Annotated in this window: 14 protein-coding genes; 13 read left to right on the forward strand and 1 reads right to left on the reverse strand. The window is 56.9% G+C overall.

Annotated elements, in window-relative coordinates:
• Positions 1-268 precede the first annotated feature (268 nt).
• The 4 genes from HNR64_RS11425 (at position 269) to HNR64_RS11440 (ending at position 2960) form a co-directional block, all read left to right on the forward strand.
• Positions 269-973: an SAM-dependent methyltransferase gene (locus HNR64_RS11425; RefSeq protein WP_239547812.1), complete on the forward strand. Its 705-nt coding sequence runs from the start codon at positions 269-271 to the stop codon at positions 971-973.
• Positions 966-1841 carry a D-hexose-6-phosphate mutarotase gene (locus HNR64_RS11430; protein ID WP_204996593.1) on the forward strand — a complete coding sequence of 292 codons (876 nt, stop codon included), beginning with the start codon at positions 966-968 and terminating at the stop codon, positions 1839-1841. Before HNR64_RS11425 ends, HNR64_RS11430 begins: the two co-directional genes overlap by 8 nt.
• A gap of 120 nt (positions 1842-1961) precedes the next feature.
• Positions 1962-2504 (forward strand): CC0125/CC1285 family lipoprotein, encoded by a 543-nt coding sequence (locus tag HNR64_RS11435; protein WP_204996594.1) that lies wholly within the window; start codon positions 1962-1964, stop codon positions 2502-2504.
• Positions 2505-2594: 90 nt separating this feature from the next.
• Positions 2595-2960, forward strand: a complete 366-nt coding sequence (locus HNR64_RS11440; protein ID WP_204996595.1) for a CoA-binding protein — start codon at positions 2595-2597, stop codon at positions 2958-2960.
• 97 nt (positions 2961-3057) lie between these two features.
• On the opposite strand, the gene HNR64_RS11445 is transcribed toward HNR64_RS11440, so the two are convergent.
• Positions 3058-3717: a urate hydroxylase PuuD gene (locus tag HNR64_RS11445; RefSeq protein WP_027874187.1), complete on the reverse strand. Its 660-nt coding sequence runs from the start codon at positions 3715-3717 to the stop codon at positions 3058-3060.
• Between the two features lie 218 nt (positions 3718-3935).
• On the opposite strand from HNR64_RS11445, the gene HNR64_RS11450 reads away from it, so the two are divergent.
• The 9 genes from HNR64_RS11450 to ribF all read left to right on the forward strand — a co-directional run bounded on the left by HNR64_RS11450 (position 3936) and on the right by ribF (position 14285).
• The gene (locus HNR64_RS11450) at positions 3936-4694 is read left to right on the forward strand and encodes a hypothetical protein (RefSeq protein WP_204996596.1); all 759 of its coding nucleotides are present in this window, start codon (positions 3936-3938) and stop codon (positions 4692-4694) included.
• 139 nt (positions 4695-4833) lie between these two features.
• On the forward strand, positions 4834-6351 hold the full coding sequence (locus HNR64_RS11455; protein WP_204996597.1) for a fumarate hydratase: 1518 nt from the start codon (positions 4834-4836) through the stop codon (positions 6349-6351).
• A gap of 95 nt (positions 6352-6446) precedes the next feature.
• Positions 6447-7883 carry an exodeoxyribonuclease I gene (gene sbcB, locus HNR64_RS11460; protein WP_204996598.1) on the forward strand — a complete coding sequence of 479 codons (1437 nt, stop codon included), beginning with the start codon at positions 6447-6449 and terminating at the stop codon, positions 7881-7883.
• Positions 7880-8191: a GIY-YIG nuclease family protein gene (locus HNR64_RS11465; RefSeq protein WP_275587349.1), complete on the forward strand. Its 312-nt coding sequence runs from the start codon at positions 7880-7882 to the stop codon at positions 8189-8191. Before sbcB ends, HNR64_RS11465 begins: the two co-directional genes overlap by 4 nt.
• Positions 8184-9992 carry an ABC transporter transmembrane domain-containing protein gene (locus HNR64_RS11470; protein ID WP_204996599.1) on the forward strand — a complete coding sequence of 603 codons (1809 nt, stop codon included), beginning with the start codon at positions 8184-8186 and terminating at the stop codon, positions 9990-9992. The genes HNR64_RS11465 and HNR64_RS11470 overlap by 8 nt, the downstream gene beginning before the upstream one ends.
• A 32-nt stretch (positions 9993-10024) precedes the next feature.
• Positions 10025-11041, forward strand: coding sequence for an aspartate carbamoyltransferase (locus HNR64_RS11475; protein ID WP_204996810.1), 1017 nt, complete (start codon positions 10025-10027; stop codon positions 11039-11041).
• A complete protein-coding gene (locus HNR64_RS11480) occupies positions 11041-11649 on the forward strand; it encodes an NUDIX domain-containing protein (protein WP_204996600.1) in 609 nt (202 codons plus the stop codon). Before HNR64_RS11475 ends, HNR64_RS11480 begins: the two co-directional genes overlap by 1 nt.
• Positions 11646-13235 carry a murein biosynthesis integral membrane protein MurJ gene (gene murJ, locus HNR64_RS11485; protein WP_204996601.1) on the forward strand — a complete coding sequence of 530 codons (1590 nt, stop codon included), beginning with the start codon at positions 11646-11648 and terminating at the stop codon, positions 13233-13235. Before HNR64_RS11480 ends, murJ begins: the two co-directional genes overlap by 4 nt.
• A gap of 102 nt (positions 13236-13337) precedes the next feature.
• Positions 13338-14285 (forward strand): bifunctional riboflavin kinase/FAD synthetase, encoded by a 948-nt coding sequence (gene ribF / locus HNR64_RS11490; protein WP_338061848.1) that lies wholly within the window; start codon positions 13338-13340, stop codon positions 14283-14285.
• Positions 14286-14311: the final 26 nt, after the last annotated feature.

Genomic DNA, 14311 nt, shown 5'->3' on the forward strand with positions numbered 1-14311 from the left:
AAGCGAATGGCATACGGGTATCGGGATAACGACTATTTCTTCATGAAGATCAGGGCGGCGTTCCACCCTGATTTACGATGAACCTTTTTTTTGCCTGGCCATCCGTGGCAGGACAGGCTTTGCAGCTGAGTTGCCCCTCAGTATTGCGGGAATGTGCCTGTATGGTTGTGTTTTAGCTGAGTTATTGGCGCCATGCTGGCCCCAGGATTTATACTGCGTTATTCGAGCCCGCCACGCGGGTTTTTTCTGGTTATTCGGTGGATTATTTTTGGAGCTATCATCAGTAGTGCCGTGGGGGCGATCCCTGGCGGAATATGCAGCGATGTTTGCGCTGCGAGAGGAAGACCTAGAGCGCAGTATCCTTGGCTGCGGTGACGGCACGGCGAGTTTTAATGCCGAAGTAACGGCGCAGGGCGGTAAAGTGCTGTCGGTCGACCCGATCTATCAGTTCAGCGCCGACGATATCCAGCAGCGTATTCGCCGTGTCTACCCCGGTATGCTCAGCCAATTTGCGCGGCAGGCAGACCAATATGTATGGCGCCACTTTCGCGACCCAGGGCACTTGGGCTCAGTGCGTATGTCGGCGATGAATCGATTTTTGGAAGATTACCCAAGCGGTTTGCAAGCGGGTCGCTATGTTGAGGCCAGTTTGCCTGAGCTGCCGTGTTTTGATGGCGAGTACGACCTGGCCCTTTGTTCACACTTATTATTTCTCTACAGCGAGCACATCGATCTTCAGGCCCATGTTGAGGCAGTGCTTGAGCTGTGCCGTGTTGCCCGTGAGGTGCGTATTTATCCGCTGGTCTCAGTAGATGGTCGTGTGTCGCAGCACCTGCCCGCCGTTGTGCGGGAGCTGGGGGAGCGGGGCTATGATGTTGGCATGGAGCGCGTGGATTACCAATTTCAAAAGGGGGCGAACGATATGCTGTGGGTGAAGTCTGCGTCCGCCGCCGAGGAAAATACTGATGATTGATCTTCCCCGTGGCGTGAGGGTCAGCGATAGCCGTATCGAATATGGAAGCGAGCAGGCTTTGCCGCTAATCGTTGCAGACACCGCACAATGTCGGGCGGTGTTTGCGCTGCAGGGCGCGCAGTTGTTGTCATTTGCGCCGGTGGGCGACGAAGACTGGCTGTGGCTGAGCCCCAAGGCGGTTTTTTCCGACGGCGCGGCCATTCGTGGGGGGATTCCCCTGTGTTTGCCGTGGTTTGGTGTGAATCGTCGCGACGCCACCTTGCCCAAACACGGGTTTGCCAGGCAGCGAGAGTGGCAATTGCTTGAGGCGAGTAGCGACGAGGATGGTTTGGTCCTTCGATTTGCCATCGAGTCTGCACCTGACGAGCAGGCACGCTTTCCCTGGATGTATAGCGCACAGGTGGTGTACCGATTGGGGCGCGAGTTGGCGTGCGAGTTAGTGATTTGCAATCGCAGCCAGCAGAGCCTGCCCTTGAGTTTTGCCATGCACAGCTACTTTGCCGCGGAGACTGCTGCGGCGAGTGTTCAGGGCCTGGGCACGGGCGACTATTTGGACAATACCCAGGGCTTGGCTAAATGCCGACTTAGCACCGTCCAGCGCTTTGATGGTGAGGTTGATCGCGTATTTGAGCAGGTGGGTGGTGTTCAGGAATTAGCAACGGGAAAGGGGTCGCTGGCTATTGCGGGGCAGGGGTGCGATACCGTTGTGGTGTGGAACCCGGGTGCAACATTGGCCGAGAAAATGGATGATGTTGCCGAGCACTACAACGAATACATTTGCGTAGAGAGAGGCATGGCTTTCGCCGATGAATTATTACTAGCGCCGGGGAGTTGCCACCGCGCGCACATGCGTGTTTGGCGTCCATAGGTCCGGTCGCGGCAGTAGCTGGTAAGGGTTTTTACTTATTCAGCTTCAGTTCAGGCGGGGCTAGTACAGTAGGGGTCGATGAGAAAAAAGAGTTGGCTTTCAAAAAAACGAGGAGATTTTATGCGTACCCAGATGATGTTTGTCGCGTTGCTTTCAGTGCTGATGGCTGCTTGCAGTAGTAGCACCACATACCAGCCGGCTGAAAAGCGCGGTGCATACGGTTACACCGAGACCGCACTGGGCAAGGACCGCTACCGCGTGACGTTTACCGGTAATACCGTAACGGATAAAGAAACGGTCAATGATTACGCACTGCTTCGTGCGGCAGAGCTGACTTTGCAGGAAGGCTATGACTGGTTTCAGTTAGTGAACCGCGATACTGAAAGCAAAAGCCGCAGCAGCAGTACAATTTCTGGCGTGAACGAGTTTGGTGGCGGCACGGCGGTGTATCAACGCTGTGGCCTGTTGAGCTGTGACACAGTGGTTGCGCAAACCCCGGGGCGTTTGAGCGGTGGTGTTGCCTCGACAACCACCCGAACCTCTTACCAGGCGTCTCTGGAAATTAAGATGGGTAATGACCCGATGCCCGACAGCGCAGAGGCCTATAACGCGCAAGAGCTGGCGTCGACCTTGCGCCGCTGGATGGGTACCCAGGAAAAATAAGCGTATTTCGCTATGATAGCGCCGGGGCATGCCCCGGCTTTTTTACGTCTGGCGTCAGTGAAATAGCGAGTATTCGCTTGGAGGGAAGAGATGGCTGAACGGGTTGTGGTACTTGGGGCAAGCCCTAAACCAGAGCGATATTCCTACAAGGCAACACAAATGCTCACCGAGTACGGGCATACGGTTGTACCGGTGAATCCCTATCATCGCGCGGTTGCGGGAATTCACTGCCAGCCTGATATTGCCAGTGTCGACGGACCTGTCGACACCGTCACCGTGTATATGCGTGGCGAGCTACTGGCTCCGCATATGGATGCGCTGATTGGTTTGTCTCCCCGGCGGGTCATTTTCAATCCAGGGAGTGAGGACGAGGGCTTGGCCCGTGAGTTAAGAGCGCGCGGCATTGTTTGCGAGGACGCCTGTACCTTGGTGCTGTTGCGCAGTAAGCAGTTCTAATTAGAGGCGCCTGACTGGTGGGATTTAGGCTGGCGAAAAAAAAGGGGGCGAAAGCCCCCTTTTTAGTACTAAACCACATGGTGTGGTCTCATCGGTATTACACGTACTGAAGCAGTGCAACCATCGCCAAGGCCAGCGCGATGCTGCAATGGACAACGCCTTTGACCGTGGTCATTGGGCCAGTTTTGCCGAACAGGGCGTTCAGTTCGAGGAGCGCGATTAAGCCAAGGCAAATCCACAGGCCGAGGCTCAGGTCGCCGCTTGCTGTTTTACCGACTTGCGCGAGAGCAGCATTGCCGCTGCCGTGGAAAGAGCCCAGCATGCCGATCAGCATGGGTGCTGAGAACAGGGTGTTGGTGCGAGAAGCCAGGCCAGCTTTTGGCGCGGCTTTAGCGGCGTCGCCCGGGGTAATGCCGCAGACAATCTTCTGGTTGGGCCAGATAATCAGCCAGACGTTCAAAAACATCAGGGTGCCCATCAGTGCACCGATGATGATGTAGCCATTCAACCCGCCGCGGCTCATCGTGAAGTGCAGCAAGCCCAGACCCGTCAGGAAGGTGAACATCGCTCCCCAGCGGAACCACCACAGCGCGCGAGGCGCCAGCTTTTGTACGGCGTCTGCCTTGGCAGAGGGCTCTGCCTCCTTGAAGTATTCAGTTTGTACAAAGTTGAAATAGTACAGCAGGCCAATCCAAACGATGCCGAACAGTACGTGCAGCCAGCGCAAGGCCAGATCCGCAGAAATGAACGCGTCCATAAAACCCCTCTCTCATCTTGTTGTCTGTTTTTTTGTCGGGACTCGCAGACTCCGAGGCCCAGGCTGCGCAAGTATAGCAAAGCCGCCGAGGCTGCACAGCGAAACTGCATGCTGGGGCTGGAGGCGAGCGAGGCAGACGTTCATAATGCGCTGACTTACCACGCAGACGCGCGAGTGTAGAGTGGCGCTTTAACTACAATTAATTGGAATACTGAATTGTGAGTACTGATAAACAAGAACCACGATTTTCAATTGCTGTTGACGAGGAAGATGTCGCACAGCGTGCGGCAGTAAGCTCAAAGGAGCTACCCCCTGCCACTGCGGCGAGTGGCGGAGGTGGTTTCGTCCTGTTTATGTTAACGCTGTTAATTGTTGCGCTGGCGGCCGCCGCCTACTACCTGTTTGATCAACTGACTATTGCTCAGGGTGATTTAAAACAGGCCCAGCAGCGCCTGGAGGTGCTGGAGCAGCGCTTATCTTCCGCGGATGAAAGCCTGGAAGAGAACAGCGTGACCACGGCGGTGAAATTAAAAGAGCTGGATTTTGAAATCCGCAAGCTGTGGGACAACGTGTGGAAAAAACAAAAACAAGAGTTGGCTGAGCACGATGCGCAGTTGGCGAAAAATGAAAAGCGACTGGCTGCCATCGAAAGCCGCCACCGCTCTTTAGACGCAAAGCTCAAGAGTGCATTGCAGGGTTATGATGCCGACCGCGAGGCAATGGCTTCAATGTCTGGCAAACTTGACCGCGTCATTGCCCAGTCTGAGGTAAATCGCAAGACGCTGCTGGAGGTGAATAAGCAACTCACTGCGGGCGGCAGTCTGGATGCCCGGGTGAAGGCGGTTGAACGTCGTGTACAGCAGAGTGAAGAATGGCTTGATTCGGTGAACGCCTTCCGCAAACAGGTGAATCGCGATATCGAAGCGCTGCGCCAAACGGTCACGCAATACCACAGCGGCAGTCCCCAGGCCCGCTGACGGCGAGGCCGCAGCTGGTGTATACTTCTGCGCCGATTCCAGCTGTTGCGGCACATGGCTGCAACAGCACAGTGTGATCAGGTGCGGCAACCGTCGCACTTTGGCACCGACACCACAACGTTATCAAGGACCTCGCCCAATGACTGTTATCCGCCAAGATGACCTGATTCAGAGTGTTGCAGATGCGCTGCAATACATCTCCTACTACCACCCGGTTGATTTCATCAAGGCGGTAGACGAAGCCTATCAGCGCGAGCAAAACCCTGCCGCCAAAGACGCGATGGCACAGATTCTGATCAACTCGCGGATGTGTGCAGAGGGGCATCGTCCCATTTGTCAGGACACAGGTATTGTGACGGTGTTTTTGACCGTGGGCATGAATGTGCAGTGGGACGCTGAGATGTCGGTTACCGACATGGTTAATGAAGGCGTTCGCCGTGCCTACAACTTGCCTGATAATGTGCTGCGCGCCTCCATTCTTGCCGACCCCGACGGTGCCCGCAGTAACACTAAAGACAATACCCCCGCGGTGATCCACTACGAAATTGTTCCCGGTGACACCGTTGAAGTGCATGTTGCAGCAAAAGGCGGCGGCTCAGAGGCCAAGTCTAAATTTGCCATGCTCAATCCCTCTGATTCTGTGGTGGACTGGGTGTTGAAAATGGTGCCGACAATGGGCGCAGGCTGGTGCCCACCGGGTATGCTGGGCATTGGTATTGGCGGTACTGCCGAGAAGGCGATGCTGTTGGCAAAAGAAGCGCTGCTCGACCCCATCGATATTCACGATCTGCAAAAACGCGGCGCGTCAAACCGCTCGGAAGAGCTGCGTCTGGAGCTGCATGAAAAGGTCAATCAGCTCGGTATTGGTGCCCAGGGCTTGGGCGGTCTGACCACCGTCTTGGATGTTAAGGTTAAAGATTATCCGACCCACGCTGCTAACAAGGCGATTGCCTTGATCCCCAACTGCGCGGCAACCCGCCACGCTCACTTCACCCTGGATGGAAGTGGCGCCGTCGCTCTGACCCCGCCAAAACTCGAAGAGTGGCCAGAGGTAACGCGTCAGTCTGGTGGCGACGTGAAGCGAGTGAACCTGGATACCGTAACGGCCGATGAGATCAAAACCTGGAAACCCGGCGATACGCTCTTGCTCAACGGTAAGATGTTGACCGGTCGCGACGCTGCGCATAAGAAAATGGTCGATATGCTGAGCAAAGGCGAAACCCTGCCTGTCGACCTGAAGGGCCGCTTCATCTACTACGTTGGCCCCGTTGACCCCGTGCGTGACGAAGTCGTTGGCCCCGCAGGCCCAACCACGGCAACGCGAATGGATAAGTTTACCCGCACCATGCTCGCCGAAACCGGATTAATGGGCATGATCGGTAAGTCCGAGCGCGGCGACGGTGCGATCGACGCCATCAAAGAGTTTGAAGCGGTGTACCTGATGGCCACCGGTGGCGCGGCTTACTTGGTTGCCCAAGCGATTAAAAAGTCTGAAGTGGTGGCCTTTCCAGAATTGGGTATGGAAGCCATTTACGAGTTTACCGTTGAAGATATGCCTGTGACGGTCGCGGTAGACACCGCCGGCGACTCAGTGCATAAATCAGGCCCGCAAATTTGGAAAGCGAAGATCGAAGCGGAAAATATCAACGTTAGCTAAGTTGACGGCAGCGCCGTGCCGGCTTTGGGCGACGCCCTGGCCGGTGCATTGGCACTGCCGTTTTTGTATCTGCTTCACAGGTGGCGAACTGAGTGATGAGTGAGACCTTTTACTGGCACGATTACGAAACCTGGGGAACTCGCCCCGCCCTGGATCGCCCCTCGCAGTTTGCTGGTGTGCGCACCGATGCTGAGCTGAACATTATCGGCGAACCGCTGGTGCAGTTTTGCCGCCCAACTCCCGATTACCTGCCCAATCCCGAGGCCTGCCTGGTTACTGGGATTACCCCGCAACAAGCCTTGGAAGAGGGGCTCAGCGAGGCGGAATTTGTCGCCAATATCCACGCGGAATTGTCTCAGCCTGGCACTTGCACGGTGGGTTATAACAGCATCCGCTTCGACGATGAGGTGACTCGCTTTGCCCTGTATCGCAATTTCTACGACCCCTATGCCAGGGAGTGGCAAAACGGTAACTCTCGCTGGGACCTGATCGATGTCGTTCGGCTGTGCTACGCGCTGCGTCCCGACGGCATTGAGTGGCCCCGGCGCGAGGATGGCTCGCCGAGCTTCCGGCTCGAAGAGCTGACCGCGGCCAATGGCCTGAGTCACGAGTCGGCGCACGACGCACTCTCGGATGTACTGGCAACGATCGACTTGGCCCGCTTGATCCGTCAAGCCCAGCCCAAACTCTACGACTATGCCTTGAGCCTGCGGAACAAGCGCACGGTGGCGGCCATGCTCAACACCGACAGCCAAGTGCCGGTGCTGCATGTTTCCGGGCGCCTGCCCGCGGCGCGAGGCTGCTCGGCGTTGATGATGCCGCTGGCACCGCACCCGGTGAACAAGAACAGCGTGATCGTCTATGACTTAAGTGTTGACCCGAGCCCGCTGATTACGCTGGACAGTGACGAGGTTGCACGGCGAATTTTCAGTTCCAGTGACGAGCTGGGTGAGGACACGCCGCGTATTCCGCTCAAGGAAATTCACCTCAATCGCGCACCGATTGTTGCCACCCCTAAATTATTGGACGATGCCAGTGCACAGCGTTTGCAGATCGACTTAGATCAGTGCCGACGGCACTGGTCGATGCTGCGCAAGGCCGAGGGGCTTAATGAAACCCTGGCATCGGTGTATGCCCAGCGTGAATTCAGTGAAAACCCCGACCCGGACACGCAGCTCTATGGCGGCGGCTTTTTTAGTGACGGTGATCGCCAGCAGATGGAGCGCCTGCGAAAAATGCTGCCGGAGGATCTTGCCGGGCAGCATTTCCAATTCAGCGACCGTCGCCTTCCCGAGATGCTGTGGCGCTATCGGGCGCGTAACTTCCCCGAGACCTTATCGTCGGCGGAGCGGCAGCGCTGGCTGGAGTTCTGTCGGCAGCGTCTGCGTCAACCCGGAGAACATCTGCACGGGTTCGACAGCTTTCGCCAGCGGTTAGTGGAGTTGTCCGACTCCACCGATAACGACTTCCAGCAATTTGTACTGCAGGAGCTCAACGACTACGCCGATGCACTGGAGCAGGAGGGGCTTTGAGTCAGTGGTGGGTGTATATGGTGCGCTGCCGCAGTGGCCGCTTGTATACCGGGATCACCACCGATACCGCGCGGCGTTTTCGCGAGCACTGCGGCGAAGGCGGCAAGGGCGCGCGATTCTTTCGCAGTGACCCCGCCGAGGCCATTGTCTACACCGAACCAGCGGAAAACCGTTCAGTGGCATCGCGCCGTGAAGCGGCGATAAAAAAATTACCGCGTAAACAAAAGTTAGCGTTGGTTGATGCGGCGCTTTTACCTGCCGGGAATACGGGCAATAATGCGCGGCCAGAAGGAGAGGCTAATGGCTGACCAACAACACAGTGAGCGCGGTACCGCAAAGCTAGGTGTATTAAGGGCGATGCTTGGGTTTTTGAAGCCCTATCGCTGGCAGGTTATCGGTGCCAGCGTGGCGCTGATCTGCACGGCGGGGATCACGCTGTCCATCGGCCAGGGGCTGCGTTTGCTGGTGGATAATGGTTTCTCCAGCAACGCCAGTGAAGCGGCGCTAAACCAGGCCTTGGTGCTGTTTTTCGCACTGGTATTGCTGTTGGCGACCGGCACCTTTGTGCGTTTTTACCTGGTGTCCTGGATTGGCGAGCGCGTTAGTGCAGACCTGCGTAAAGCCGTGTTTGCCCATGTCGTCACCCTGCACCCCGGCTTTTTTGAAAGCCAGCTGAGTGGCGACATTCAATCCCGGATCACCACCGATACCAGCCTTCTGCAAACCGTGATCGGGTCCTCGGTGTCCATCGCCCTGCGCAACGCGCTGATGTTTATCGGCGGTTTAATCTGGCTGTTCATCAGCAACCCGAAGCTCACGGCATTGGTAATGCTGAGTGTGCCGTTGGTAATTGTGCCCATCCTGGTGTTTGGTCGACGCGTACGGCGGCTGTCGCGCAGCAGTCAGGACAAGATCGCCAGTGTTGGCAGCTTTGTGGGCGAGGCAGTTAAAAATATCAAGCTTCTGCAAGCGTTTAACCATCAAACGCTTGATCGCAAAGCCTTTGATGGCCATGTAGAGGTGGCCTTCGATGTTGCCATCGTGCGCATTAAGCAGCGCGCATGGTTGTCGACGGTGGTGATTGTGCTGGTGTTAGGCGCCGTTACCGGCATGCTTTGGGTGGGTGGACACGATGTCCTGGCCGGCCGAATCAGTGGCGGTGAACTGGCGGCATTTATTTTCTATGCGGTGATGGTAGCTGCCTCCGTCGGTGCCATTTCCGAAGTCTATGGTGACTTACAGCGAGCGGCGGGAGCGACCGAGCGCCTGCTGGAATTGTTGGCGGCAGAGAACCGTATATTGCCGCCAGCAGTCCCGTCGCATTTACCGGTGCCGGTGCGTGGCGATATCGATTTTAGGTCGGTGAGCTTTGCCTATGCCTCGCGGCCGGAACACCCGGCGATAAGCAATGTTAGTTTGAAGGTGCCGGCAGGTAGCAGTTTGGCGCTGGTAGGCAGTTCCGGGGCTGGCAAGTCAACGTTGATTGATTTGTTGCTGCGTTTCTACGATGTGAGTGACGGGGCCATTTGCTTTGACGGCGTCGATATTCGCAATCTCGATCCGGACGAGTTACGTGCAAATATCGCGATGGTGCCGCAGCAGCCAGTGCTGTTCACTGGCTCGGTGGCCGACAATATTCGCTACGGCCGCCCAGATGCCAGCGATGCGGAGATAGTGTCCGCGGCTAAGGCAGCCTTTGCTCACGAATTTATTGAGCGTTTGCCCGAGGGCTATCAAAGTTTTGTGGGCGAAGGCGGGGTGCGGTTGTCGGGTGGTCAGCGTCAACGCGTCGCGATTGCCAGAGCAATATTGGCAGACCCTAAACTGCTGTTGCTCGACGAGGCGACCAGTGCCCTGGACGCAGAAAGTGAATATCAAGTGCAGCAGGCGCTGGAAAGGTTGATGGAAGGCCGCACGACGGTGGTGATTGCCCATCGCTTGGCAACCGTGATCAATGTCGATCGCATTGCGGTACTCGAAAATGGTGAGCTGGTTGCCAGTGGGCGTCACAGTGAACTTTTGGTGCAGTCACCCCTCTACGCCCGTTGGGCGAGCTTGCAATTTGATGACGCCAATAATCAGGCGGCTTCGGCTGCCAGTGAATCATAGCGGCCGGGCCGCAGTATAAAGGGAGAGCAGTGTTGAAATTTGCCGGTAGTCATATTCTCTCTATCAGTCAGTTTGAGCGCGAAGATATAGAGCGCGTGTTTGCGGTGGCCGATCGCATGGCGCCCTATGCGCACCGCGAGCGTATTACCAAGGTGCTCGATGGGGCAATTCTGGGGAATATGTTCTTTGAGCCCTCCACACGAACGCGGGTGAGTTTTGGCTGCGCCTTTAACTTACTCGGCGGTGAGGTGCGTGAAACCACGGGCTTTGAAAGCTCGGCCATTGCCAAAGGCGAATCGCTGTACGATACCGCGCGGGTACTCAGTGGTTACAGCGACGTGATCGTCATGCGTCACCCGGCTTCGGGCTCGGTATCGGAGTTTGCGGCGGCCAGCCGCGTGCCGGTGATTAATGGCGGCGATGGCGCCAATGAGCACCCCAGCCAGGCGCTATTGGACCTGTACACTATTCGTAAAGAGTTGCTGCACCAAGGGCGCAGTGATCTGGATGGCTTGCGGATCGCGATGATTGGCGATCTGAAATACGGCCGAACGGTACACTCACTCTGCAAATTGCTGGGCTTGTATAACAATGTCCATATTGTGTTGATTTCGCCGGATGAACTGAAAATGCCCGGTGAAATTGTTGATGCCCTGCGCAGCGCTGGCCACACGGTGAGTGAATCCGATGTGATGGAGGGCAGCCTTGCCAAGGTGGATATTGCTTACTCCACTCGCATTCAGGAAGAGCGCTTTGCAAGCAAGGCTGAAGCCGATATGTATCGCGGCCGCTATCGTTTGAATCAGGCAATCTACACTCGCTACTGCGAACCCAATACGGTGATTATGCACCCGCTGCCCCGCGATTCGCGTCAAGAAGCCAACGAGCTGGACAACGACCTGAATGACAACCCTAACCTGGCAATCTTTCGTCAGGCGGACAATGGCGTGCTGGTGCGCATGGCATTGTTTGCGATGATCTTGGATGTCGTCGATCAAGTGGATAAATCGGCGCGGGATGTGAATTGGTACACCGAAAGGCGCTTCTGATGAGCCGTTTTGGTCGCGACGATGTCGAGGTGCTGGAAAAACGCAGCGCCTGGAAAGGTTTCTTTGAAATTCGCCAGCTGCGCCTGCGCCACCGACTGTTTGCCGGCGGCTGGGGCAAGCCGCTTAATCGCGAGCTTTTCGTGCGCGGTGCGGCGGTCGGCATGCTCCCCTATGACCCCGAGCGCGATGAGGTGCTGTTTGTCGAGCAATTCCGGGTTGGCGCCCTCGACAGCGGCGATTCGCCCTGGTTGCAGGAACTCGTGGCGGGAATTATTGATACCGATGAAGCGCCCGAACAGGTCGCGCGGCGCGAAGCGCACGAGGAAGCCGGGTTAACGGTATCTGAGCTGGAACCGATAGCGGAGTATTTTTCCTCGCCCGGCGGCAGCGACGAATATTTTTACCTGTACTGCGGCCGCTGCAATCTGGCGGATGCCGGCGGCCTTCACGGCTTGCCGGGCGAAGGCGAAGACATTCGCGCCAAGGTCTACGGTTTTGACCAGGCGATGCAAATGCTCGCCGACGGCGAGATTAATAACGCCCACAGCCTGATCGCCCTACTGTGGCTGCAGCGCCATCGACAGCGCCTTCGTGAGGCCTGGCAATGAGTGAGGCAGAGGCTCCTCGCGGCGGCGGACTATTGCGCTCCAGTCTGGTGGTGGGCGCCATGACGATGTTGTCGCGGGTGTTGGGATTGGCGCGCGACGTGGTCATTGCGGTGGTGCTCGGCGCCAGCGCAAACGCCGATGCTTTCTTTGTCGCCTTTAAGATCCCCAATTTTCTACGCCGCTTATTTGCCGAGGGCGCTTTTGCCCAGGCCTTTGTGCCCGTACTGTCAGAATATCGGGAGCAGCGTGACCACGCCGCTGTACGAGAACTGCTCAATCGCGTGGTGGGCGCATTGGGTGGGGTGCTGTTGTGTCTAACGATTCTCGCCGTGGTTGCCGCGCCGATGGTGGCGTCGATCTTTGCGCCGGGGTTTCGCGACGATCCGCTGAAGTTCCAGCTGACCACAGAGATGATTCGCATCACCTTTCCGTATTTGATGCTGATTTCACTGACCGGTTTTGCCGGGGCTGTTCTCAACAGTTATGGGCGTTTCGCGGTGCCCGCGTTTACGCCGGTGTTGCTCAATGTCTGTTTGATTACCGCTGCCGTGGTGGCCGCGCCATATTTTGACGAGCCTGCGATGGCGCTGGCCTGGGGTGTGCTCATGGCGGGTTGTGTGCAGTTGTTGTTCCAGCTGCCGTTCTTGCAGCGCCTGCACCTGCTGCCAACACCGCAGTGGCGATGGGGCGATGAGGGCGTACAGCGCATTGTGCAGCTTATGCTGCCGGCAATGTTCGGTGTATCAGTCAGCCAGATAAACCTGCTGCTCGATACGGTGCTGGCATCTTTTTTACCCACTGGCAGTATCTCCTGGCTGTATTACTCCGATCGCTTGGTAGAGCTGCCCCTCGGTGTGTTCGCCATTGCCATCGCGACGGTGATCTTGCCCAAATTGTCTCGCCAGCGAGCCGGTGGCGACGAGCTAGCATTCTCACAGACCCTGGATTGGGCGCTGCGTGGTGTGTTGCTGATGGCGCTTCCTGCGGCGGCGGCGTTGTTGATCCTCGCCGAGCCAATACTGATTACGCTGTTTCAGTACGGTGAGTTGCAAAGCCGCGATGTCGCCATGGCCGCGCTGAGCCTGCGCGCGTACACATTGGGCCTCATCGCCTTTATGTTGATCAAAGTATTAGCGCCCGGATTTTTTGCCTGCCAGGATACCAAAACACCGGTAAAAATCGGCATATACGCGATGGTGGCGAATATGGTGTTTAATATCGCCTTAGTCGTTCCCTTGCATTATTACCTTCAAATTGGCCACGTAGGGCTGGCCCTGGCCACCGCCATGTCGGCGTGGCTCAATGCCATGTTGCTGCTGCGTGGCTTGCTGGCGCGCCAGGTGTATCGCCCCGCGGCAGGCTGGCTGCGATACACGCTACAGCTCTGTGTTCCCGTGGTGCTAATGTCGGCGTTGTTGCTGCTGTGCCGCGCGCAAATCAGCGATTGGTCGCTGTGGTCTGCCTGGCAGCGGGCGGCGGTGCTCGGCGGCGTTTGTGCAGCAGGCGGCGTGACCTACCTGCTGGGTTTGCTGCTTATGGGGCTGCGGCCCGCACAGTTGCGCGGCGGCGCTAACCCGCCGACTTAAGCGTTTTTGTCACGTGGCTGAGTAAGTTATAATCAGTCGCTTTATTACTGCTCGGCGCATTCACTGGCGACTTCGTCGCGGTGCTGACAGCGGGGCGTGCATATGGGGTCGGCCACAGGCATGGAGTTAATCCGCGGATTTCACAATTTCCGCCCGCGTCATCGCGGCTGCGTTGCTACGATTGGCGCTTTTGACGGCGTTCATCGCGGTCACCAGGCGGTGCTGCGGCAGCTGATTGATAAGAGTCGGGAGTACGGCCTGCCCTCAACAGTGGTATTGTTCGAACCCCTGCCGCGAGAATTCCTAGCGCCGGATGCCGCGCCGCCACGGCTGATGTCATTTCGTGAAAAGTTTGAGGCGATTCGCGACCTGGGTATTGATCGTGTGGTTCGCATTCGCTTTAACAACGCGTTGCGCAATATGAGCGCAGACGAGTTTATAACCAGCCTGTTTGTTAAAAATCTGGGTGCGAAATACATCGTTGTTGGTGATGACCTGCGCTTTGGTCGCGACCGAAGCGGTGATTTCGACCTGTTGCGTAAGTACGGCGCTCGCGACGGCTTTGACGTGATGGACACCGCGACCTTGCTTCACGAAGGTGAGCGAGTAAGCAGTACGCGGATTCGCGAAGTGCTGGGGCAGGGCGACTTCGCCCTTGCTGAGCATCTGTTGGGCCGCCCTTATAGTATTGCCGGGCGGGTGATTGTCGGTCAGCAACTTGGTCGTACCATTGGTGCGCCGACGGCGAATATCCAATTGCGCCGCCTGCGCTCGCCGCTGTCAGGCGTGTTTGCCGTGCAAGTTGCAGGCGTGTCGGATTCTCTGCTGCCGGCGGTCGCTAACGTTGGGGTTCGCCCAACGGTGGGCGATTTGAGCAAGGCCATACTCGAAGTGCATTTATTGGATTTTGAAGGCGATCTGTATCGCCGCAATATCCGCGTGTTGTTTAGAGAAAAACTGCGCAACGAAATTAAATTTGATGGTATCGACGCCTTGAGCGAGCAAATTTCTCGCGACATCGCGCAGGCGCGACGATTCTTCTCCCTTTAACTTTTCCCTATTGCCGGGCCTTTAAG

It is taken from the genome of Spongiibacter marinus (assembly GCF_016906995.1).
GTDB classification, from domain to species: domain Bacteria; phylum Pseudomonadota; class Gammaproteobacteria; order Pseudomonadales; family Spongiibacteraceae; genus Spongiibacter; species Spongiibacter marinus.